Here is a 24,510-nt window from a genome sequence, read left to right as displayed (position 1 = left end):
TAAGAGACCTTAATTATTTTAAAATGATTTTTTCAGATACCTTTCCGAAATCAGAATCTAACTTAACAATATATACTCCTTTTGAGATGTTAGGTAAACTTATTTTACTAATACCATTAGATGTTATATGTTGGGTTAACATTTCTTTACCTAAAACTGAGTATATAGTAACCGTAGCTTTTGCATGTAGTCCTTCAATGGTAATTTCATTGTTAGAAGAACTATAAATACTAATGTTTTCTAATGATGGTTCTATAATGTTACCTTGAGGATTTTTAGAACTAGTATGTAAATAGAATTGTCCTATACCGTCAGTATTACTCTTAAGTGTTATTGTGTAATTTTCTTCGGATAAATTAGTAAAGGTATTATTCGTTTTATCTTCTAAGTATACTTTAAGGTTGGATGGTAGATTTTTAGTATTGATAGAGAAAGTTATTGTTTCACCATTTTCTGCTTTTAAACCAACAGGAACAATCATGTTTTCATAATCAGTATTTGGTAGTGTTTGAATAGCTAAGTGTTTACCTTGATTTTCATTAAGTAATTCTGTAAATACTGCTAAATTAGAAGAATCTTCTCCAAACATTTTAGAATCATAACCTCTGTCATAACCTGTAGTTTTTCCTGAAACATAAAATAATTTTGTGGTTCTTTTGCTTTTATCATTTTCAACAGATAATTCGATAGAAGTATGAGGTACTTGTTTCATAAAAGTATCTGAACCTTGATGACTTTGATTAGCGAAAGCGAAAATAACATTATTGTTTGCTGCAGCTTCTACAAAAAAACCTTGACCTGGAGCAATTTCAATTGGATCTGCAGCGTTTTTGGTTATGTATTGGGTACCGCTCCAAAGCCAAATAGTTTCCTCAGTAAGCAAAGCTGAGTTTGCGGCTGTAAAACTAGCAGAGTTAATATATGATGTATACGGGTTTCCTATCAGATTGTAATTAGTTCTACTGCCTGTAGTAATTGCTCTACTAACATTAGCCACATTTGCTGTACCTATGAATGAAACTGTTCCAGGAGTAGCTAATTTGATAGAATATCCTTTCCCATTAGTTAAAGTTCCCGTACTACCACTTTGAGCATACAACCATGCTGGTCCAGTAATATTGCTATAAGGAGCTAACCCTAAATTACCACCTGTTCCAGAGGCTAGTGTATGGTTAGCAATGATATCCTCTATAGTTTCACCTGAAACAGGAGATGATACCAAATACCAGTTAGTGGTGGCTAAGTCCCTTTTGTAAGTAACAGTACCTGTAACAGTACTTTGTGGTATAAAAGAGGCACCACTATTAATTGTTAATGAATTAAAAGTAACCGCTGATGAGACTGTAGGATAGTTTGTTAATCCAGAAGGGATAATGACATCTGAATTCGTGGGAGGAACTACACTAGGACTCCAGTTAGAAGCTGTATTCCAATCGTTATCAGTAGATCCAGACCAAGTAACGGTTTCTATACCCACTAAAACATTGGTGGTACTACCTATACTGTTTAATGTTAAAACGGCATCGTTAGAAGCAGCATCTTTTAACGTTCCTCCATTTGCAGCTAATGTACCAACAGCTATACCGTCAGTATCTGAATCACCAGATTGTACGGTATATCTAAAAAGTAAGGCACTTGTTCCACTTCCACTTTGGTAAACTGCTTGACGCGTAGTAGCTCCAATAGTAATAGCTATTTGAGGAGTTCCACCTGTAGTATTTACAGTTATATTCTCATCAAAGTTTACAGTAAAATCTAAGTTTTGGCTTGTAAGGTAGTTACCGTTTGTTGGAACACTAACACTTGTTACAGTTGGAGCAGCAGCATCTACTAAAACCGCTGTTGTAGATCCCACACTGTTTAAAGTTAAGGTTGCATCTTTTCCTCCTGAATCTTTTAAAGTACTACCATTTGCAGCTAAAGCACCAACAGCAATACCGTCAGTATCTAGGTCACCTGAAAGAACCGTATGTCTAAAAACTAAAGCACTTGTTCCACTACCGCTAATATAGGTTGCTTGACGTGTGATAGCACCAATAGTAATAGCTATTTGAGGTATTCCTCCTGTAGTATTTACAGTTACATTTTCATCAAAGTTTACGGTAAAATCTAAATTTTGCCCAGTAATATAAGTAGCATTGGCGGGTACACTAACGCTAGAAACAGTAGGAGCAACCGCACTTGATATAACAGTGGTTGTATTATCTGTATCATTAGTCGTACCGTCATCTACAACTACTGTAAAAGTAGTAGTTTCTGTAGTGGCTGTTCTGTTGTCTGTTGGGTTAAAGGATAAAGCTCTTAGCTTTGCTTGTAAGTCAGCAGGAGTAGTGCTTGCTATGGTGTAAGGACCAGAACCGGAAAGCCCTGTACCTGTTAACACACCTTTTGCATTATTATCTAAAGTAATAGTTGCTGATAAGTTATCTCCATCAGCATCAGTAGTTGTAATGCTAGAAAAAGGAGAAATTGTACTGTTGTCATTTACATTTTGACCAGCCGATGTTCCTCCTATTACTGGAGCAGTATTAGAAAAAGCAGATGTAACTACCATGTCATCTATAGAAAAGCCTCCAAAAATTTGAATAGCAGGTGTGATAACTATTTCGTCAATATCTGAAAATGAACCAGTTGTTGGAGAGGAGAGATCTATATTAATTGCAGAGTTATGAGCAGGTAATACTAAGACAAGTGTGCCAACTATTGCACCATCTTTTTTACCAGTGAATGTAAAATCAAGAGTACTGCCACCTATAGATTGCTGGTAAGCAAATTGCATTGATGTTATACCTATTTCCCCACCACTATCCGTTGATAATGTAGCTGAAGATACTGCTGAACCACCATTTCCAGCCCAAGCTAATACAGCATCTGTAGCTCCGCCGATTGCGTCAGTACCAACTTGGTTTCCACTTGTAGCAAAAGCAAGAGTAATATTTCCATTTGATGTGCCAGATATATCAAAGTTGTTTAATAAAGAACTAGCTGATTGATCTGCGCTAGGATTTGTGCCAGTTGCTAAGACTACTGTTGATGAACCAAATTGCATAGTGCTAGGAGTCTGAGCATTTAATTGTTTATTAGTAAGAAAAATCAAAAAATAAACAAGTGTATTCAATAAGAATTTGAAGTAATAATGTCTCATTGTATTTAGTATATGTTTGGTTAGTTAATGTTAAATCTTAGTTATTTTACTTTCAGATAAAAAAGAAATACAATTAATGAAAGCTGTTTTATAGATAAAACTCTAATGATTTTTCACCAGAGTTTTATCTCTGCTTTATAAATAAATTGTAGTAACTAAGTTAATTTCTAGAAGGAAAAATTCCCACTAAAGCAATAATGTAATTAATTGCTAAATACGGTTGTACATTGGTATGTGATTGATTACCTCCAGTGTTAAGTATGTTTAAACCAGCGTTGGCACTAATGACTTGCCCATTAACAGCATTGTTAGCAGGTCCATAAGCATTTACAGGTGTTGCACCAATACCAGACCCAAAACTCGCGCTTGAAGGAACATCTCCAGCTTGAGGTGTACTACGAATACCAGCGTCTGTACTTAATTGAATGTGTTGATCTGCAGCAGAATTGTTTTGAGTTGCATGATTATGACTTGGTATTTGAGTTACGTTTAAGGTAACTGTTTCTGCTCCTCCTCTTTGACCTAATCTATAATCAGATAAACCTGGTCCTTGTCTTGGACCAATAGGTGCTCTACCTCTTAAATCGGGTAAAGCGAAAGTAGTTCTTCCGTCTCCACCATAAGTGGTTCCTAAAATTGAAAATAAAGCTGTGTTTTGTGCAATTGATAATAATTGACCATCACAAAATGCCCAACCTCTTGGGGCGAAGTTTCCTCCGAACATGACGATCTCTCCTATAAATGGATCCATAAATAATAAAGTTTAGTAGTTAATATTTTTCTACAATTTAGTAAAAAAAACAAAACACTCTAATATAAAATACTTATTTATAGTGTTTTATATGGTGTTGTGATGTGTTTTTTGTATACTAAATTTTCCAGACCCAATGTACAAACAGGGGGGACGTCATGTTTTTTTTATTGTATAGGCGTACTTCATTGAGGCTTGAGTGCCTCAATTATGGGTATAAAAAATAAAGTTCTTTTTAGCGAAAAATACTTTTTAAGGAATTAACTTCTTTACGAGTACTAATTAATTTTTTCTCCAAAAGAAAGGAGTTAATAAAATTAAAACGGTAAATAGTTCTAAACGACCAATTAACATTAAAAAAGAACAAAACCATTTTGCACCAGCAGATAAATGATTAAAGTTATTTACAGGACTAACAGTACCAATTGCAGGACCAATGTTTCCTAATGAAGAAGCACAAGCTCCTAAAGCTGAAGGTAAGTCTAAACCGAAAAGAGCTAATACTACAGTACCCAAAATAAAGATTAACATGTATAGTACAAAGAAAGAAAGGATGTTGAATACGATATTTTGACTTACTGCTTTACCATCATAGCGTACAGGTATAATAGCATTTGGGTGTAACGATTTTTTAAATTCTAAAAAACTGTTTTTAAGCATGATAATGTGACGAACAACTTTTACACCTCCAGAAGTAGAACCTGCTGAACCACCTAAGAAAAATAAAGAGAAAAATATAGCAGTCACAAAAAAGCTCCACATGGTAAAATCTGCACTAACAAAACCTGTAGTAGTAACTACTGAGATTACTGAAAATAAAGAATGTCGTATAGCACTTTCTACTTCACCCCATACTTTTGGGTGTTGTATTGACGTTTGTAAAGCTGGATCTTTAAAGAAGATAATCATTAGCGCAACAATGGCTGAAATACCAATTATACCAATGAAATAATATTTAAACTCCTCACTCTGTACTACTTTTCTTACTTTTCCTTTTAAGGCGAAGTAGGTGAGTACAAAATTAGTACCCGCAATAAACATAAAAATTATAATTATATACTGAACAAGTGGGGTTCCATTCCAGTGAGCTATACTTGCATTTTTAGTAGAAAAGCCACCAGTACTTACTGTTGCCATAGCATGATTAATGGCATCAAACCAAGTCATTCCTGCTACTTTTAATAAGAGGAATTCAACAGCGGTTAATAAAACATAAATTAACCATAAACGTTTCGCAGTGTCTGTAATTCTTGGATGTAGTTTATCTGCTGAAGGTCCTGGAGCCTCTGCCATGAATAGCTGCATTCCTCCAATACCTAATAGAGGTAAGATAGCAATGGTGAGTACAATAATTCCCATACCACCAATCCAGTGGGTACAACTACGCCAAAACAAAATTCCTTTAGGCATAGATTCGATATCTGTTAAAATAGAAGAACCAGTAGTAGAATACCCGGAAATAGTTTCAAAAAAGGCATTGGTAACATTAGGAATACTTCCTGAAAGAAGGTAGGGTAACATTCCTGTAAATGACAGGGTTAGCCATCCTAAGGTAACAATAAGATATCCTTCTTTTTTGTGAATATTGTTATTATCAGGGGTGTTAAAGAAGTAAAGTAAAGCTCCAATAGTAACGGTAATGATTCCAGCATTTACAATACCAAACTTAGCCACTTCATCATGATATATGCTTATAGGTAAAGCGAATAGCATGAACAATCCATTTAAGATGGCGGTTATTCCTAAAAAACGATAAACTAGTTTAAGATTAAGATTTTCCATTATTGAATAAATCTTCTACAGTTGTTATTGCTTCTGGTAAACAAAATACAATGGCTTTGTCACCACTTTGTAATTGAAAATCTCCAAAAGACATTAAAGCTTCTCCATTTCTAATAACTCCACCAATAATAGCCTCTCTAGGAAAACGTAATTCTTTGATTATTTTTTTGGTAACTTTTGCATTAGGTTGTACTTCAAATTCAAAAACTTCTGCGTCAACATTATGTAAATTAGCTAAAGCTACAATTTCTCCTTTACGAATGTGACGGAAAATATTACTCGCAGCAATTAATTTTTTATTAATTAAGGTATCTATTCCTATAGTTTGAGAAATGTTGATGTAATCCATGTTTTCAACTAAGGCAACTGTTTTTTTGACTCCTTTTGATTTGGCAACCAAACAAGACATAATGTTGGTTTCAGAATCTCCAGTAACAGCAACAAAGGCATCCATTTCTCTAATGCTTTCTTCTTCTAACAATTCTAAGTCTCTACCATCACCGTAAATAACCAAGGTATTACGAAGATCCTCGGCAAGTTGCATAGCTTTGTCTTTATCCTTTTCGATTAATTTGACTTTAAAGTTATCTTTACAAAGTTTTCTGGCAGTTTTTCGTCCAACCCGACTACCTCCTAAAATCATCACATTTTTAATATCTATATGTTCTTTTCCAATAATAGGATATAACTTATCAATACTGTATTTAGGAACAGAAAAATATACTTGGTCATTAATTTTATATTCAGTATCACCACGCGGAATAATTGTTTGTGATGTACCTTCTCGTTTGATAGCAATAGTAATAAAGTCTACCAAACTATATTTGTCTTTTGCCTCTTTTACAGTAAGATCTAAAATAGGTGACTTATAACCTAGAGTTGTTCCCATGATGTTAAAAACACCATTTTCAAAAGCAACAGTATCGTTAAAAGAAGATTGGTTGAGTAATAATTTAATTTCTTCAGCAGCTAATTCTTCTGGTGAAATCATAAAATCTACTCCGTATTCCTTAAAGTTAATACAGGGATTCTTCAAAAACTCAGGGTTACTAATTCTAGCAATTGTTTTTTTTACTCCTAAGGCTTTACCAATTACAGAAATAGTAAAGTTAGTGTTTGGGCTTTCTGTTACAGCTAGCAATAAATCGGCTGAACTTATACCTATTTCTTTTAAAAGTTTTATAGAGGTAGCGTCCCCTTTTTTGGTAATAACATCTAAATGATTGTTTAAATAATCTAGTTTTTCGCCATCAAGATCTATTACATAGGTATCTTGTGCTTCGTAAGAAAGGAGTTTAGCCAAATGAAAACCAACGTCTCCAGCCCCGGCTATAATAATCTTCATATTTTAAATTAAAAAAAGATAGGGTGCAAAGATACTGTGCTTCTTTTGGTTGTGCAAAAAATGAATTATATTTATAGAACATTAAAAAAATGCAATGAAAAAAATTTCAATTAAATCATGGGCGTTAGACGATAGACCTAGAGAAAAATTGATGTTTAAAGGAAAAACGTTATTGTCTGATGCTGAATTAATAGCTATTTTAATTGGTTCAGGAAATAGAGAAGAAAGTGCTGTTGGCTTATCAAAAAGAATATTGTTATCTGTAAATAACGACTTAAATGAATTGGCAAAACTATCGGTAGAAGAGTTGATGAAATTTAAAGGAATAGGAGAGGCAAAGGCAATATCGATAGTAACAGCTTTAGAGTTTGGTAAAAGAAGACAATTTGAACATAAGGCAAGCATATCTAAAATTAGTAGCTCTAAAGATGTATTCAATATAATACAGCCACTAATAGGCGATTTACAGCATGAAGAATTTTGGATATTATACCTTAATAATTCTAATAAAGTGTTGGCGAAGCATCAGTTGAGTAAAGGCGGATTTACAGCTACACTGGTTGACGTACGTTTACTGTATAAAAGGAGTTTAGAACTTTCTGCCGTGGGAATTATTGTTTGTCATAATCATCCTTCAGGAAAATTATCACCAAGTCAATCAGATATTGAACTTACCAGTAAAATAAAGAAAGCTGGAGAAACATTAGATATTAAGTTGTTAGACCATTTAATAATTACTGAAAAAGCGTATTTTAGCTTTGCAGATGAAGGAATTTTGTAGTCGTTTATATTTTTACGGCTAATATTTAATGACTATGATACTTATTTATACCCATAAAGTTACTCCGAGAGTACGTTACATTTTCAAACATATTTTTACTCGTATTTTGCAAATAAAAATAGATTTTACTAGTAAGGTAGAAGAGTTTGTCGCTTATAATGGGCCTAAGTTTTCATACACAAATGTACCTTTAGGAAAAGAGTTTTTTGTTCATAGTAATGACTTATTGTTTCAACAAGGAGTAAAAGATGTTGAAGTACTTATACAAGAATGGGAAGGAATGCCTTGTTTTTTTGCTTCAATGGAAACCTCTGAAATTCCATTTGATATTTTTGCAGCTAGCTTTTTCTTAATCTCAAGATATGAAGAGTATTTACCGCATATAAAAGATGTGCATGGAAGATTTTCTGCAACCGAAAGTATAGCGTATCAAAACGGATTTTTAGAAAAACCATTGGTTGATATTTGGGCATATAAATTTTTAGAAGTTTTAAAACAAAAGTTTCCAGATTTTGAATATGAAACAAGAAGTTACCAATATATTTCTACAATTGATGTAGATAATGCTTATGCATATAAACACAAAAGTTTTATACGCACAATAGGTGGTTTTTTGAAAGATGCCTTACAGTTTAAAATTTTTACAATCTGGGGTAGGTTGGCAGTTTTATTGAATTTAAAAAAAGATCCTTTTGATACTTTTAAAGAGTTAATTAATTTTAAGAAAATTAATGATGTTAAAACCATTTTTTTCTTTTTAATAGGAGATTATACAACCTACGATACAAATGTTTCTGCATCAAAAACCAAGTTCAAATTATTAATAAAGGATATGGTTGATTATGCGCGTGTAGGTTTGCATCCATCGTACTATACGATGACAAATATCTCTCTTTTAAAAAAAGAAAAAGAACGTTTAGAAGCTATAATTAACATGCCTATTAAGAGATCTCGTCAACATTTTTTACGAATTTCATTTCCAGAAACCTACCAGCAATTAATCGATTTAGAAATTGAGGAGGATTATTCTATGGGGTATTCAAGTCATGTTGGTTTTAGAGCAAGTACGTGTACACCATTTTATTTTTACGATTTAGATTTTGAAATACAAACACCTTTAAAGGTATTCCCATTTGCTTTAATGGATACAACATTAAACGATTATTTAAAATTGACACCTAAACAGTCTTTGGGAAAGATTAGAGATTTGAAAAATGAGGTAAAAGCTGTAAATGGAGTATTTATTACTGCATTTCATAATGAAAGTTTAAGTAATTATTTACGTTGGCGAGGATGGAAGAGATTATACGGATCGATGCTTAAAATAGCAGGAAACTAAAAAAGGAGTTAAGTAACTATGAAAATTAAACATGTATTTTTTGATTTAGATCATACCTTGTGGGATTTTGATAAAAACTCAAAATTGACTTTTCAGCAAATTTTTAGAGAGCAAAATATTACAATTTCTATTGATACTTTTTTAGGAGTGTACAGACCAATAAATTTAAAATATTGGCAGTTGTATAGAGAAGATAAAATAGAAAAGACCGCATTAAGATATCATAGGTTAAAGGAAACGTTTACAGATTTAAATTATAAAGCCTCAGATGATTTGATTGGTTTAATATCAGAAGGTTATATTCGTTATTTGCCTAGTTTTAACCATCTTTTTTCTGATACTATTGAAGTTTTAGAGTACTTAGAAAGTAAATACCATTTGCATATTATTACTAATGGTTTTAAAGAAGTACAGAACCTCAAATTAGAAAAATCAGGAATAGATAAATACTTCAAACAAGTTATAACTTCTGAATGTATAGGAGTAAAAAAACCAAACCCGAAAGTTTTTGAATTTGCTTTAAATAAAGCTCAAGCTCAAGCATATGAATCTGTTATGATTGGCGATAGTTATGAAGCAGATGTAATGGGAGCTATAAATTCAGGAATGATGGCAATCCATTTTTCAGAAGAAAATAAAAGTAGCAGTGTACAGCGTATTACTTCTCTAATAGAGCTAAAAAATTATTTATAGTTTATTTAAAAAGTACGATATTGTGCCATATTAGTTTAATAATTTATAGAAAATGAAAAAAATACTTTTTATAGCATTATTCATAACCATAGGGAGTTTTGCTCAAAAGTCAATTAACAATTATAAATACATAATAGTACCAAGTCAGTTTGATTTTGTTAAAGGAAAGGACAAATATCAAACAAGTTCATTAACAAAGTTCTTGTTTAATAAGTATGGTTTTACTGCTTTTTTAGACGATGAGCAATTGCCTAATGAAGTTGCAAATAATAGGTGTTTAGTGTTGAAAGGTGTAGTTAAAGATGCTTCAAGTATGTTTACAACAAAAAGTACTATTGAGTTAAGAGATTGTTACAATAAAGTTGTGTTTACATCAAAAGAGGGGAGAAGTAAAGAAAAAGAATATAAGAAGGCATACCATGAAGCCATTCGCAATGCTTTTAAGTCGATAGAGGCATTAAAATATAAGTATGTTCCGTTAGAAGAAGATCAAGTTACTATAACTAAAGAGGTGCCAGCTGTAGTTACTACTGTAAAAGTCGTTGAAGATAAGTTAGTAGAGGTTAAAAAAGATAAAAGCATAGCAGAAGTACTATATGCACAGCTAATAGAGAATGGATTTCAATTGGTAAATACAAAGCCAGAAGTTGTTTTTCAGGTATTAAAAACTAATGTTAAAGATGTTTTTGTAATTAAAGATAAAAACGGAATTTTATATAAAAATGAAAATTCTTGGTTCGCTGAATATTATGATAATGATATAAAGGTAATTAAGGAATATCAAGTGAAATTTTAGCAAATAAATTTAAAGAGAGCTTATTCAGCTCTCTTTTTTAATAATTATACTTGTCTTTCCAACGTTGTTTTAGTAATTCCCTGAACTGATTTTCTCTAGCATTGTTACCAGGTTCATATAATTTTGTATTTTTTATCTCATCAGGTAAAAATTCTTGATTTACAAAATTACCTGCATAGTTATGCGAATATTGATATTCTTTTCCGTAGTCTAAATCTTTCATCAATTTAGTAGGAGCATTTCTTAAATGTAAGGGAACAGATAAATCTCCAGTAGTTTTTACTAAGTTTTGTGCTTCTCCAATTGCCATATACGAAGCGTTACTTTTAGCAGAGTTAGCTAAATATACAGCACATTGACTCAAAATAATTCTAGATTCGGGATATCCGATTACAGAAACTGCTTGGAATGTGTTGTTAGCTAAAATTAAAGCAGTAGGGTTGGCATTACCAATATCCTCAGAAGCGGCAATCAACATTCTTCGAGCAATGAATTTTACATCTTCTCCGCCTTCAATCATTCGAGCCAACCAATACACAGCAGCATTAGGATCACTTCCTCTAATCGATTTGATAAATGCAGAAACAATATCATAATGTTGTTCTCCAGTTTTGTCATAGCGAACTGTGTTTTTTTGAATTTTCTCTAAAACAAGTTTATTAGTAATATCAATTTCATCATCAGCAGCGACTAACAGCTCAAAAATATTGAGGAGTTTTCTAGCATCACCACCAGAAACTTGTAACAAAGCATCTGTTTCTTTTAAATTAATCTTTTTCTGAGAGATGATTTCATCTTTTTCCATGGCTCTATATAATAGAGCAATCAAATCATCTTTATCAAAAGAATTTAAAATATACACCTGGCAACGTGAGAGTAGGGCAGGAATCACTTCAAAGCTTGGATTTTCTGTAGTAGCTCCTACTAAAGTTACCCAACCTTTTTCAACAGCACCTAATAAAGAGTCTTGTTGTGATTTACTAAAACGATGAATCTCGTCTATGAATAAAATAGGATTTTTTTGAGTAAACAATCCACCGCTTTTTTTAGCTTTTTCAATAACTTCACGAACATCTTTTACACCAGAACTGATAGCACTTAAGGTATAAAAAGGACGTCCAGATTCGTTGGCGATAATATTTGCCAAAGTCGTTTTACCAATTCCTGGAGGTCCCCATAGTATTAGTGAAGGAATAATTCCTTGTTTAATATGATTGGTTAATATACCATTTTCGCCCACCAAATGTTGTTGACTAATATAATCGCTTAAATTTTGTGGGCGTATTCTTTCTGCCAAAGGTTGATTCATTTTGTAAAAATAACAAAGATTTATGACAGAACTTCAGAAATGCTATTTTGGATTTATTTTTGTTATTTTCAATATTATGAAAACAGAACAACAACTAAAATTTTTTCCAACCGTTTTTACGATTCCCCTTTTGTTTGTTTTTGCAATATGGTTTGTGTACTGGTTAGAGATTAAATTTGGGTGGAATTTTAATAAATTTGGAGTGTATCCAAGAAATATCAGTGGCTTAAAAGGGGTTTTTTGCTCTCCTTTCATTCATAGTGATACAAATCATCTTTTTAATAATTCTGTCCCTTTATTCGTGCTCTCAACGTGTCTTTTTTACTTTTATAAGGAAGTAGCAGCGAAAATTTTGATTTATGGAGGAATTATAACCGGACTATTAACTTGGTTGATTGCTCGTGAATCATATCACATTGGGGCAAGTGGAATAGTGTATCTACTTTTTAGCTTTGTGCTTTTTAGTGGTGTTATAAGAAAAAACTATCGATTAGTTGCGGTTTCTTTCATTACTATTTTTTTATATGGGAGTATGGTTTGGTATGTATTGCCAATTAAAGAAGGAATGTCTTGGGAAGGACACTTATCAGGATTAATAACTGGTGTTGTTTTTGCTTTGTTATATAGAAAAAGAGGAATCGTGAAAGAAAAGTTCAAGTTTTCTCAAACAGAATTTGACTCGATGTTTGATGAAGATGGAAACTATATTCCACCAGTAGTTGATGAAGAAATTGAACTAAAAGAAATTAGTTATAGGTATATTTATAAAGAAAAAGAACAAGAGTAAAAGTAAAAAATCCTGCAATAAGCAGGATTTTATTTTTTATAAACGTTGTCTTACAGATTCATATAAAAAAGCACCACAAGCAACAGATACATTTAATGATTCAATTTCACCCAATAAAGGTAGTTTTGCTTTGTAATCAACCAGCTTTAAAACGGAAGTACTAACACCTTTATGTTCAGACCCCATAACAATAGCTATAGGCTGATTAAAATTAACATTAAAAACTGAATCTTCAGTTTTTTCAGTAGCAGCTACTAATTTAATATCGGCAGCTTTTAGTTGAAAGATTGCATCTTTAATGTGATCTACTTTACAAATTGGAACTTTAAATGCAGCTCCCGCAGAAGTTTTAATAGTTTCAGCATTTACAGGAGCACTACCACTTTTCTGAATGATAATTCCGTTTACACCAGTACACTCAGCTGTTCTGATAATTGCTCCGAAATTTCTCACATCAGAAACTTGATCAAGCAATAAGAATAGGGGAGTTTTATCAGACTCTAAAGTGGATTCTAAAAGAGTTTCTAAATCGTGGAATTCTATAGGGGAAATTTTTGCAACAGCTCCCTGATGATTGTTGTGTTTTGACAAACGATCTAGTTTCTCAGTAGGAACTACACTTGTTGATATTTTGTTTTTTTTCAACAGCTTGTCTAATTGAAAAAATAAGTCACCCCGTAAGCCTTTTTGAAGATATACTTTATTAATTGAAGCTCCACTTTCTATAGCTTCTATAATGGCTCTAATACCAAAAATGTTTGTGTTTTGTTCCATGCTGCAAATGTAGTTCATTTTATGGTATAAAAAAACCACCTCGTTAGAGATGGTTTTAATATTTATACAATCTAATTTTTGAATTAGTTTGTTTTTTATCAATTAAATTTTATATAATTTAATTTTGATCTGCTTCTGAAATATTTGGGTTAGCATCAATTTCAGCCTGTGGAATTTTCCAAATCCATGCATCGTTTAAAGATGGTTTTGCTTGTGTAAATCCATCTCTGTATAAAACTTGAGAAGCTCCAGAATTAGTTTGGTCAAGTCCTTCATCCCATCTAATTTGATCATGATAAGAAAAACCTTCACCCCATAACTCTACTCTTCTTTGCCACTTAATATGATCCATTAAAGCTGTTTGAGTATTGAAAATACTTGAATCATAGGCTGTGTCTCTAGCACTACCAAACTCCTGTAAAACGCTTTGAGCTCCAGCTATATCATTCATCATTGCTTTTGCTTCAGCTTCGATTAAATACATTTCAGCTGAACGCATATAGATTACATCATCTACATCAATAGTTCCTGGGTTTTTTTGTAAAAACTTAACATTCATGTATGGATGTGTGTTGTGACCACTTGTCATACCGTATTTTTGAATAATAGCATCTTTAGCAGCTTGCCACTCTTCTTGAGTTGCATAGTTAGGATCAGCTTCCCAATCACCACCTAAACCATTAGAGGCAGAAGAATATGTATTAGGAGCAGTAGGTAACCAAGCTTTATTACGATAATCTGTTGTAGGAATAGCATCGTATAATTCTTTGCTTATTATTTTAGGGTTAGTTCTATTTTGACTTCCATTAAAAGTAGGAGAAATATAATAGAAATAAGAAGCAAAAAAGTTAGTTTCTGCATCAATCATGGCTCCTCCCCAAATAACTTCACTTAAACCAACACTGTTAAATCCTGATAACCAGCCTGATTCGTCAAGTAAAGGATAACCTTGTCTAGCAGCAGCAGCAGCAGTAGCAGCAGTACTCCAGTCTCCTCTACTTAATGCTACTTTTGCTTTGATACCTTGAGCAGCATTAACTGATATATTAGATTTATCATTGCTAGTGTCTCCTTTGTCTAAATAAAGAATAGCATTGTTTATATCGCTTTCAATTTGTGCATATACTTCACTTACTGTAGATCTAGGAGCACTAGTATAAGGAGCACCAGTTTGCAAAATTATTGGTACACCCAAATCTGTACTAGGATTTCCTACTAAGTAACCTTTCGCATATGTAGTAACTAATCTCCAATATGCCCAAGCTCTATAAGCATATGCTTGACCAAGTATTTTAGCAATTTTAGGGTCAGAAGAATTAAAGTTTTTATCAACAGCGTTTATAAGGTTATTACTAACAGCAATAAAATTATAGCGTTGGTACCATTGCTGAGTAAGAGTTGTAGAGTTAGCATTAGTATGCATTAACCATTGTAAATCGCCTCTCATCCATCCATTTCCTGGTGAAGAATGAATAATGTTACCACCAACAGCATCAAAAGAAGGAATAAAATGACTTTCTCCTGTTCTTTGAAAACTACCACCAGGTAATATATCACCATGACCATACATGTTTCTGTGTAAGCCATTTAATACTAAGTTCATATTTTCTGCACTAGCATAAGCGTCAGATGCTGAAATTGCATCGGTAGGCTTTGTTTCAAGAAAATCTTCAGAGCAACTAGTTATTGTTAACAAAGTAACAGCTGCCATTATTATGTTTATTTTTCTGAACATGATAAGTTTTTTAATTTTTAATAATTATTAGAAAGTAAGATTAACTCCAAAAGATAATACTCTAGCAGGAGAATAATCATTACCGTCTTGTACACCAGATAAAGAGTATTGAGGGTTAAGACCTTCTCTCTTTGTTAGTAAGAATAAGTTTTCAGCAGACATAAAGAAACGCAAGTCGTTTACTCCTAATTTATCAGAAAGGTGGCTTTTTAATGAATATGATAAATTAATATTCTTTAAAGCTAAATAAGAAGCATCTGTTAAAAATCTTGTAGAGTTTTGTACAGATAAGTCATTGTTACCATTTTCTAATCTAGGTACGTTAGTAACATCTCCTGGGTTTCTCCATGCATTTAATGCATCTACGTGTAAATTTTGACCATAAGTACCTTCGTGCATTAATTGTGCATAACCTCTATCTAAAACTTTTCCACCAATACCAAATGTAAATAAGAAATCTAAGCTTAATCCTTTGTAGCTAAATGAGTTAGATACTGATCCGATAAGATCTGGTATACTGCTATCACCAGTGTAAGCTCTTTGAGCATCTTGAAAATCGTTAGTTGTAGCATGAGTACCGTCTGCATTTAATACAGGTACTTGTTCACCAGTTGTAGCATCTGGTTCGTACATATAGTAAAGAGCATCTCCATTATTTGGATCTACACCAGCATAATGGTATAAGAAATAATCGTATCTAGAATGACCTTCAGCCCAACGTTTTGTACCTTGTATAGATGGACTTGGTATAGATGTGATTTCATTTTCAAGGTGTGTACCTTGTAAGCCTAAATCCCATTTAAAATTGTTGTTTTTAAATAAATGAGCATTTAACGAAACTTCCCAACCCTTGTTAACCATATCTCCAATATTTTGAGGAGCTTGATTTAATCCTTCAGATAAAGGAATAGGTAAGTTAAATAAAAGTCCCTTAGTTTCTTTATTAAAATATTCAATAGCACCATCAATTGTGTAATTGAATAAAGTAAAATCTAAAGCGACATCCCAAGATGCTTGGTTTTCCCATTCTAAGAGCTCATTACCAGTACTTGTCCAAACAATACCCGGTGTACCTGCGTTAGGGTGGATTGTATATAATGCTTGGTAGATATAATAATCTCTTGATCCATCACTATTTAATAAATTATCGTTACCAACTTCACCATAAGACCCTCTTAACTTTAAGTTGTTAACAAAAGATACATCTTTCATAAAGTTTTCTTTACTAATAATCCATCCAGCACCTACAGAATAGAAATAACCTGTACGAGCTTGCTTACTAAATACAGAAGTTGCATCACGTCTAAATGAACCACTTAAAAAGTATTTATTATCAAAGTTGTAGTTCAATCTAGAGAAATAACCTTCTAATCTATAATCAGAACTATAACCATCTACATTATCACCTGCAGAAAAATTAGCAAATTCATAAATACCTGTAGCAGTTTGAGTATTGGCAATACCGTATAACTGAGAGTAATTACGTTGCATACTTTCGTGACCAAGAGTTAGTTCTAAATTATGAACGTCATCCAAAGTTTTATTGTAAGACAAAATTTGATTTATATTCTCAATTGTTCTACGGTATCTAGTTTCTTGAAAACGACCACCTGGTGCTCCATCACCAATTATATGGTTTTCATAGTTTTTAGATATATAATCTTGAAATTGTAAAGAGTAGTCAACTTTAAAGTTTAAACCATCTAATAATTTAAAATCTACAAAGTTTTTAAAGCCATAGTTATTTTGTTTAGCAATATCTTTATTTAGTACCAACTCTTGAATACCATGACGATCTGGGTTATATGGTCTAGCTAATTGATTGTAGGCAGGATTACCAACACCACGATCAAACTGTTTATTACCATTTGAATCAAGTACAAAGTTACCATTTTGATCTTCCATATATACAGGATATATAGGAGCTAAGTCTATAGCCCAGTTAAAAGGGTTAACAATACTTGAAGTACCACCACTTAAGTCTCCGTTAGTCTTTGTAGTAGCTAAGTTAATATTAGAACCTATTTTAACCCAGTCAGCTAATTGAAAATCAGCATTAAGTCTAGTAGTAACACGATTAAAGTTAGTATTTATTACATACCCTTCTTCATCTAAATAAGAAGATGAAAAGAAAAGATGATGTTTTTCACCCCCACCAGAAACATTGATAGAGTGATTTGTTCTAATTCCAGTTTTCTCCATAGCATCTCTCCAATCTGCACTTTGATAAACAAATTGAGCATTAGGATTTAACTTACCATCAGTACCAACAATTTGATCATTAGGTACATTAAAAGGGTTATATCCTAATTGACTATAAATACCAGCAGAAGCTTGTCCTTCTACATCAGGTCCACTAAGTGTATTCTTATAAGACTCCCACATTAACTCATAATATTGACCAGGGTTAACTGTATTATAGTTAGGGATAGCATTAGAGATAACCCCTAATTGTGAGTTTATACCTACTTTAAGCTTTCCTTGCTTACCTGATTTAGTAGTAATAATTACAACACCATTAGCAGCTCTAGGACCATATAAAGCTGCAGAAGCAGCATCTTTAAGAATAGTCATAGATTCTATATCATCTTGGTTTATAAGTGATAATGCACCGTCAAATTGCACACCATCAACAATATATAAAGGAGATGTAGAACCATTAAGAGTACCAGCACCTCTAATAAGTATACCAGGTGATGAACCAGGTGCTCCATTTGCAGATGTGAATTGTACCCCAGTAACTTTACCTTCAATTGCTGCAACAGGAGATGTAGCAGGTCTAGATGCTATATCATCAACTGAAATAACTTGTGCTGATCCAGTAAAGGCTTCCTTAGTTGTAGTACCATAAGCAACAACAATTACTTCTTCTAGCAAATTATCATTTTCTAAAATGACATTGATTTGATTTGAACCAGCTACAGCTCTTTCTGCTGTTTTCATTCCAACAAAACTAAAAACTAAAATATCACCAGTTTTAGCTTGGATAGTGTAGTTTCCATCAAAATCAGTTTCTGTACCTTGTGTAGTACCTTTTTTTAGTATCGTAACCCCAGGTAAAGGACCAGTATCGTCTGAAACATTACCTGAAATTGTTCTGTCTTGTGCAAAGGATATTTGCACAAACAACGCCAATAATAGCGTTAAAACCCCATTGAACTTTGTTCTCATTATTGTAATTATTTGAATTAATTAAGCGCTAAAATCATAAATATATCTTAAAGAAACAATTTTTTAACAAAAAAAACGCTTTAGAAAATTTTCTAAAGCGTTTTATATATAACAATGATAAGGGTTTAGTCTACATCCCAAAAAATTGCTGAAGTAGTTGCATCTCCTCCTATATTAGTTGAAGCAGCATTATAGTTTGTCGTGTTTATTAACACTTCCTCTACTGGATAAATCATTCTTTTAGGGTTAGCTACTCCGTTAGAAGCAGCAGTTGCTAATTGAGGAATACCAGTTCTTCTAGCTTCTGTCCATGCTTCATGAGCATTGTGGAACAATGAAATATACTTTTGGATTCCAATAGATTGTTCCCAGTTAGCAGCATTGTAAGGATTAAGAATTAAATATGCAGCAGCATCACCACCAATACCTAGTTCGTTAAAAGAAGCTGTTACTCCAGCATTATAATAATTAGCTGCTATACCTGAGATAAATCCTCTTTCAACAGCTTCTGCTAATTCAAAACATACTGTAGAATATTCTAATAACGTAGTAGGCTCAACATTGTTGTCAGTCCAAGCAGGATTGAAGTGTGTTAATAAATCATAAGCATTACCAGCAGCACCATAAACTCCACCAACCATACCTCCGGCAATATTATCGTCGTAATATACATCAATTCTAGGATCTGACATTCCATCTAACAAAGCGATGAAATTCTCAGTAGCTACAAAATCTGAATTTCTAGAATCTACTACAAAATAATCGTATACAGGATTGATATATGGTTGTACACCTGTGTAAATAAATTTAGGGTTATCAGCATTACTAGTGAAAACACCTCCTGATACGGCAGCATTAATTAGGCGAGAAGCTTCTGAAGGGTTTACATCAGATAATCTTGTTCCTATTTTTAAAAGCAATGTATTAGCGAACTTAGACCATTTAGTCATGTCTCCACCGTATATTAAATCTGCTGAACCAAAAGAATCAGCACCAGTGGTAATCTTACTAATAGCATCTTCTAAATTTGCAGTTATAGCAGTATAGATAAACTGATCATCATCATACTTTGGAGTAACATTATTAATGTCTAATGCTTCAGTAAAAGGAACATCTCCAAAATTATCAACTAAATACTGGTAAGCATAAGTTTCTAAAATGGTGATTACAGCTAACTTATTGTTCTTTGCAGGTAATTCAGCGGCAGTAACTTCTTGAGTAGCTATAGTTGCCTTTGCTTTACTTAATTCTAATAAATTTTCAGTATATATATTATCCCAAATAGTTCCACCTATATCTCTGTTGGCAGCATCATAACTAGACTCTTGTATGTAAGTTGTTTGAGTAGCGTAATTTGCCCAAAGGCGACTTACATTGGCGTTATAATCTACGTCACCCATTTGCTTAGCTAAATTATACTGAGCATAAGAAAGCATAAAAGCAGGATCCACATCTATAGGATTTTTCGGGTCTACATTATATCTCTCTAAATTATCACTACACGAAGTAATAAATAAGAGAGTTGTTATTGCTAAAATTATTTTTTTCATTATTCTTTAATTTAAAATTTAACAGAAATGTTTAAACTAACATCTTTAGTTGATGGTAAAGTACCGTTTTGAATACCTCTTCTGTTTCCAGAACTTGCACTGTATTCAGGGTCTCCATAAGGTAAGTTTTTGTGGATAATCCAAAGGTTTCTAGCAGAAAGTCCTAGAGATAATGAGTTAATAGATAGTTTATCTGTTAAAGATTTAGGGAATTCGTATCCTATAGAAACTTCTCTTAATTTAACATAAGATGCATCATAAACAAATTGTGCATCAGGAGCATAAGTACCAGTTTCAGATGAACCTCCGTAGTAACCAAAAGGAGTTAAATAATTATGAGCTTCGGCTCTAATATCGTTAGGAGTACCGTCAGCTTTAACACCATCTAATAATACACCACCACCATCAGCAACTCTATCTCTCACAGGGTTTCCTAATTCGTTTAAAGCAGCAGTTTCAGCGTATAAACCAGTTGCGTTACCAAAAGCAGCATCATAGTTAACGATATCACCTCCTTGTTGAACATCAATTAAGAATCCGAAATTAAAGTTTTTGTACTTAAATCCGTTATAAACACCACCAATCCAATCTGGTTGAATGTTACCAAGAATTTCTGTAGTAGAACTTGTTCTTAAATATTTACCGTCAGCTCCTACAGTTCTTTGTCCGTTTGTGTAAACATAGTCTGTACCAGTAATAGTACCATAAGGTAAACCTTTTCTTGCATTAATTGCAGTAGACCAAGCTGAATAGATTAACATGTTTTCACCGTCCTCAAATAAAGACACAACAGTATTTTCATTTTTAGCCCAGTTTACGTTAATGTTCCATTCAAAATCTTCACTTTTAACAGGTGTACCATTCAAAGCTAATTCAATACCCTTGTTTTCCATTTCTCCTGCATTTACAAACTTAAAATTGTAACCTGTTGCAGGTGAAACTTGAACTGGTAAAATTTGGTCAACAGTATTCTTCTTATACCAAGAAGCTTCAAAACCTAATCTGTTTTTAAATAGTTTAGTCTCTAAACCTACTTCGAATTCTTTTGTAGTTTCTGGAGCTAATTCTGGGTTGTTAGATGTGTCATCAACAGAGTACACAGGTGTAGATCCGAAAGGGTCGTTAGCCGTAGAAGTATTAACTACTTGGTAAGATCCAGCATCATTTGTAACTTCTGCATAACTAGCACGTACTTTACCAAAGTTTAACCAGTCAGCATTAAGAACTTTACTAAATAAGAAACTAGCAGACCCAGAAGGGTAGTTGTAGGCATTGTTGTCAGCAGGTAAAGTTGAAGAAACATCTCGTCTAAAAGTACCCTCTAAGAATAGCATATCTCTAAAACCAAAAGAAGCTTGAGCGTAGTAACCTACTTTTCTTTGTGTCCAATCAGATTCAACAGGAGGACTTAAAGCACTTACTGAGTTGCTTAAAGCGTATAAACCAGCTACTACCAATCCACCATTTGTAGAAGCACTAGTGCTGTTGTAGTGTCTAGTTTGTAAACTAGCACCTAATAAACCTGTGAAAGAAATATCATCACTTAACTGTTTGTTAAAATTAAGTAATAAATCGTAGTTGTATTGTTCGTATTGACGATTTCTTTTAATGTAGTATGATTGATCTAAACTTCCTACATTTTTTCTCTCTTCAACAAGATCATTGTATGAATCTACTCCAATCCTACCAGTTACAGATACCCAGTCGGTTAAGTCGTAAACTAAATTAGCATTACCTAAAAATCTGTTTCTAAGATCTGTTTCGTAATTCTCATATAAAGTCCAGTATGGATTATCAAAGTAATGAGGAGTTAAATTTGTCGGAGAATTAGGGTTCCAAGTAATGTTTTGACGAGTTGAAAAATATGCATTTTTTTGATCTTCTAAATCAACATTTGTCTGAAACCATTGACGTAACATTTGTGTAACGTTTCCACTGTCATAACCAGTACCATATCTACCTTTACCAGAAATTCTTGTGTATGTTCCTTTTGCAGAAATTCTTAGTTTATCACTTAAGTTAGTAGAACCTCCTAGTGTAACAACATCCTTTTTAATTTTACTGTTTGGTAAAATACCACTTCTATCATCATTAGTATAACCAAATCTAAAAACTCCATTTTCATTACCGCCTTCTAACGAGACATTTAATACATTAGCAATTCCTGTTTGGAAAATACTTGAAGGACCATTTTTAGCAGCAACCCAAGGAGTAGGTTGTAAGTATGTGTCTAAAGAAGGATATAATGAGTTCCATTGGTAAACCATTGTATTAGGATCGAAAGCACCACCAAAACTTGCATCTTCTCCTACAGGTACTAATAAATCATCTGTACCATCACCGTTAACATCATAATCAAAGAAATCACCAGTAGAACCATAGTACTTTCCATAACCTGCACCATATTTGTTTTGGTATGTAGGGAAAGTTGATTCGTCAATTTCGCTAAAAGAAGTGCTATTATTAATAGTTACACCTAGTCCTTTCTTCTTGCTACCTTTTTTAGTTGTAATTAAGATAACTCCGTTAGCAGCTTGGGATCCGTATAAAGCAGATGCAGTAGCACCTTTTAAAACAGAAACACTTTCTATATCATCAGGGTTGATGTCAGAAGCAGCGTTACCAAAATCGTATCCACCACTACCAGCAGTTTGAGCAGAAGTGTTGAAGTTACCATTACTAATAGGGATACCATCTACAACGAAAAGAGCCTGATTACTTCCTGTAAGTGAACTAGAACCTCTTAAAACTACATTTACAGACCCACCAATACTGTTACTCTTCTTAACATCTAAACCAGCTACTCTACCAGAAAGTGAACTAATAAAACTTTGTTCTTTTGCTTTATTAATATCATCACCTTTTACTTCTTGAACAGCATAACCTAAAGATTTTTTCTCTCTCTTTATACCTAATGCGGTAACAACAACCTCGTCAAGAACATTGTCGCTTACCATAGATATGTTTATAGTGTTTGAGGCTCCAACTGTTCTTTCAATAGTTTTCATTCCAACAAAACTAAAAACAAGAACATCACCAGTTGCTGCTTTGATAGAGAATTTTCCATCAAAATCAGTTTCCACACCTATAGTAGTTCCTTTTTTTAATACATTAACTCCAGGTAATGGTCCTGTTTCGTCAGAAACTGTACCTGAAATTGTTTTTTCTTGAGCAAAGGATATTTGCACAATCAACGCTAGAAACAGCGTTAAAATTCCATTAAACTTTGTTTTCATTATGTAATTATTTGAATTAATTGAGCCAAAAATCATAAATAAAACTTAAAAAAACAAGGTATTTGTTAAATAATTCTGAAAATACTGTAGACGTGTTGTTGTTTTAAGTGTGTTTAAAGGTTGTTTTTGTTATGTTTTTTGTATTTCGATGAAGTTGTTGGTTTAATAGTAAAATTTTGTTTGGTCTTGTGTGTTTGTGTCTAAATTGTATGTGATTTTAGAAGGAAAACTAAATTTAGATAGTAATGGGTTGTTGATATGTGTAAAGGTGCTCACTTGTTAATTAAAAATAGTTGTAGTTTTTTTAGATGAGAAGTAAAAATAACTTCTTGATATTTGAATAATTAGAAAATAGTCGTACATTTGCACACTCTTAAAATTAGAGTAATTTAAGTACAAATTAAAAACAAGTAATAATTTAGTATGCCAACTATTCAACAATTAGTTCGTAAAGGAAGAGCCAAAATAACTAAGAAGAGTAAATCGGCTGCTTTACAAGCATGTCCACAAAGACGTGGAGTTTGTACGCGTGTGTATACCACTACACCTAAGAAACCTAACTCAGCAATGCGTAAGGTAGCAAGGGTGAGATTAACAAACGGTAACGAGATTAACGCGTATATTCCAGGAGAAGGACATAACTTGCAAGAGCACTCGATAGTATTAGTTAGAGGTGGAAGGGTAAAAGATTTACCAGGTGTTAAATATCACGTGGTACGTGGAGCATTAGATACTGCAGGAGTTGAGGGAAGAACTCAGCGTAGATCTAAGTACGGTGCAAAACGCCCAAAAGACAAAAAGTAAAAATTAATTAGTAACTTTTTTAATGTAAAGACATGAGGAAAAGAAGAGCTAAAAAAAGAGTTTTGTTACCGGATCCTAGATTCAACGATCAATTAGTTACACGTTTTGTGAATAACTTAATGTGGGACGGTAAGAAATCTGTAGCGTTCAAAGTGTTTTACGATGCAATGGATATCGTAAATGAAAAGAAAACTGACGAAGAAAAGTCGGCTTTAGAAGTGTGGAAAGATGGTTTATCTAACGTGATGCCTCACGTAGAAGTTCGTTCTCGTCGTGTAGGTGGAGCAACATTCCAAATTCCAATGCAAATTCGTCCAGACCGTAAGGTTTCTATGGCGATTAAATGGATGATTTCTTATGCGCGTAAGCGTAATGAAAAAACAATGGCACAACGTTTAGCTGCTGAGATTTTAGCTGCTGCAAAAGAAGAAGGTGCTGCTGTTAAGAAAAGAGTGGATACTCATAAGATGGCAGAAGCAAACAAAGCGTTCTCACACTTTAGATTTTAATAA

The 24,510-nt window shown here is 33.0% G+C and carries 17 protein-coding genes; 7 read left to right on the top strand and 10 right to left on the bottom strand.

Annotation, left to right across the window (positions count from 1 at the left end):
- Nucleotides 1-13 precede the first annotated feature (13 nt).
- The 4 genes from DFQ07_RS01925 to trkA all read right to left on the bottom strand — a co-directional run bounded on the left by DFQ07_RS01925 (nt 14) and on the right by trkA (nt 7,023).
- Nucleotides 14-3,049, bottom strand: coding sequence for a T9SS type A sorting domain-containing protein (locus tag DFQ07_RS01925; protein WP_166627700.1), 3,036 nt, complete (start codon nt 3,047-3,049; stop codon nt 14-16).
- A 256-nt stretch (nt 3,050-3,305) separates the two neighbouring features.
- Entirely contained in the window at nt 3,306-3,896 is a 591-nt protein-coding gene (locus DFQ07_RS01920; RefSeq protein WP_133534582.1) for a phage tail protein, read from the bottom strand.
- A gap of 282 nt (nt 3,897-4,178) precedes the next feature.
- Entirely contained in the window at nt 4,179-5,678 is a 1,500-nt protein-coding gene (locus DFQ07_RS01915; RefSeq protein WP_133534581.1) for a TrkH family potassium uptake protein, read from the bottom strand.
- On the bottom strand, nt 5,665-7,023 hold the full coding sequence (gene trkA / locus DFQ07_RS01910; protein WP_133534580.1) for a Trk system potassium transporter TrkA: 1,359 nt from the start codon (nt 7,021-7,023) through the stop codon (nt 5,665-5,667). The genes DFQ07_RS01915 and trkA overlap by 14 nt, the downstream gene beginning before the upstream one ends.
- Nucleotides 7,024-7,117: 94 nt before the next feature.
- Here trkA and radC point away from each other — a divergent pair, with 94 nt between their 5' ends.
- Genes radC through DFQ07_RS01890 form a run of 4 tightly spaced genes read left to right on the top strand, consistent with a single transcriptional unit; the run spans nt 7,118 to nt 10,632 of the window.
- Nucleotides 7,118-7,804, top strand: coding sequence for a RadC family protein (gene radC, locus DFQ07_RS01905; RefSeq protein WP_133534579.1), 687 nt, complete (start codon nt 7,118-7,120; stop codon nt 7,802-7,804).
- 34 nt (nt 7,805-7,838) lie between these two features.
- A complete protein-coding gene (locus tag DFQ07_RS01900; RefSeq protein WP_133534578.1) occupies nt 7,839-9,143 on the top strand; it encodes a polysaccharide deacetylase family protein in 1,305 nt (434 codons plus the stop codon).
- An 18-nt stretch (nt 9,144-9,161) separates the two neighbouring features.
- Entirely contained in the window at nt 9,162-9,836 is a 675-nt protein-coding gene (locus DFQ07_RS01895; protein WP_133534577.1) for a YjjG family noncanonical pyrimidine nucleotidase, read from the top strand.
- Nucleotides 9,837-9,888: 52 nt separating this feature from the next.
- A complete protein-coding gene (locus tag DFQ07_RS01890) occupies nt 9,889-10,632 on the top strand; it encodes a hypothetical protein (protein ID WP_133534576.1) in 744 nt (247 codons plus the stop codon).
- Between the two features lie 37 nt (nt 10,633-10,669).
- Here DFQ07_RS01890 and DFQ07_RS01885 read toward each other — a convergent pair whose 3' ends face one another.
- Nucleotides 10,670-11,941, bottom strand: a complete 1,272-nt coding sequence (locus tag DFQ07_RS01885; RefSeq protein ID WP_133534575.1) for a replication-associated recombination protein A — start codon at nt 11,939-11,941, stop codon at nt 10,670-10,672.
- A gap of 76 nt (nt 11,942-12,017) precedes the next feature.
- Here DFQ07_RS01885 and DFQ07_RS01880 point away from each other — a divergent pair, with 76 nt between their 5' ends.
- The gene (locus tag DFQ07_RS01880) at nt 12,018-12,728 is read left to right on the top strand and encodes a rhomboid family intramembrane serine protease (RefSeq protein WP_133534574.1); all 711 of its coding nucleotides are present in this window, start codon (nt 12,018-12,020) and stop codon (nt 12,726-12,728) included.
- Between the two features lie 36 nt (nt 12,729-12,764).
- Here DFQ07_RS01880 and rlmB read toward each other — a convergent pair whose 3' ends face one another.
- From rlmB to DFQ07_RS01855, 5 genes are all read right to left on the bottom strand, one after another.
- Complete coding sequence (rlmB, locus tag DFQ07_RS01875) at nt 12,765-13,502, bottom strand: 23S rRNA (guanosine(2251)-2'-O)-methyltransferase RlmB (RefSeq protein ID WP_133534573.1); 738 nt, start codon at nt 13,500-13,502, stop codon at nt 12,765-12,767.
- Nucleotides 13,503-13,620: 118 nt separating this feature from the next.
- Nucleotides 13,621-15,237 carry a RagB/SusD family nutrient uptake outer membrane protein gene (locus DFQ07_RS01870; protein ID WP_133534572.1) on the bottom strand — a complete coding sequence of 539 codons (1,617 nt, stop codon included), beginning with the start codon at nt 15,235-15,237 and terminating at the stop codon, nt 13,621-13,623.
- 27 nt (nt 15,238-15,264) lie between these two features.
- Nucleotides 15,265-18,408 carry a SusC/RagA family TonB-linked outer membrane protein gene (locus DFQ07_RS01865; RefSeq protein WP_133534571.1) on the bottom strand — a complete coding sequence of 1,048 codons (3,144 nt, stop codon included), beginning with the start codon at nt 18,406-18,408 and terminating at the stop codon, nt 15,265-15,267.
- A 125-nt stretch (nt 18,409-18,533) separates the two neighbouring features.
- The gene (locus DFQ07_RS01860) at nt 18,534-19,958 is read right to left on the bottom strand and encodes a SusD/RagB family nutrient-binding outer membrane lipoprotein (protein WP_133534570.1); all 1,425 of its coding nucleotides are present in this window, start codon (nt 19,956-19,958) and stop codon (nt 18,534-18,536) included.
- A gap of 11 nt (nt 19,959-19,969) precedes the next feature.
- The gene (locus tag DFQ07_RS01855; RefSeq protein ID WP_133534569.1) at nt 19,970-23,194 is read right to left on the bottom strand and encodes a SusC/RagA family TonB-linked outer membrane protein; all 3,225 of its coding nucleotides are present in this window, start codon (nt 23,192-23,194) and stop codon (nt 19,970-19,972) included.
- Nucleotides 23,195-23,617: 423 nt separating this feature from the next.
- Between DFQ07_RS01855 and rpsL the strand changes: the two genes are divergently transcribed.
- Nucleotides 23,618-23,998: a 30S ribosomal protein S12 gene (rpsL, locus tag DFQ07_RS01850; protein WP_028890722.1), complete on the top strand. Its 381-nt coding sequence runs from the start codon at nt 23,618-23,620 to the stop codon at nt 23,996-23,998.
- Between the two features lie 32 nt (nt 23,999-24,030).
- Nucleotides 24,031-24,507: a 30S ribosomal protein S7 gene (gene rpsG, locus DFQ07_RS01845; protein WP_028890723.1), complete on the top strand. Its 477-nt coding sequence runs from the start codon at nt 24,031-24,033 to the stop codon at nt 24,505-24,507.
- Nucleotides 24,508-24,510: the final 3 nt, after the last annotated feature.

Origin of the sequence: Tenacibaculum caenipelagi, from assembly GCF_004363005.1 — a bacterium.
GTDB classification, from domain to species: domain Bacteria; phylum Bacteroidota; class Bacteroidia; order Flavobacteriales; family Flavobacteriaceae; genus Polaribacter; species Polaribacter caenipelagi.
The sequence above is the reverse complement of the archived record's forward strand: the minus strand, read 5'-3'. Positions and strand labels throughout refer to the sequence as shown.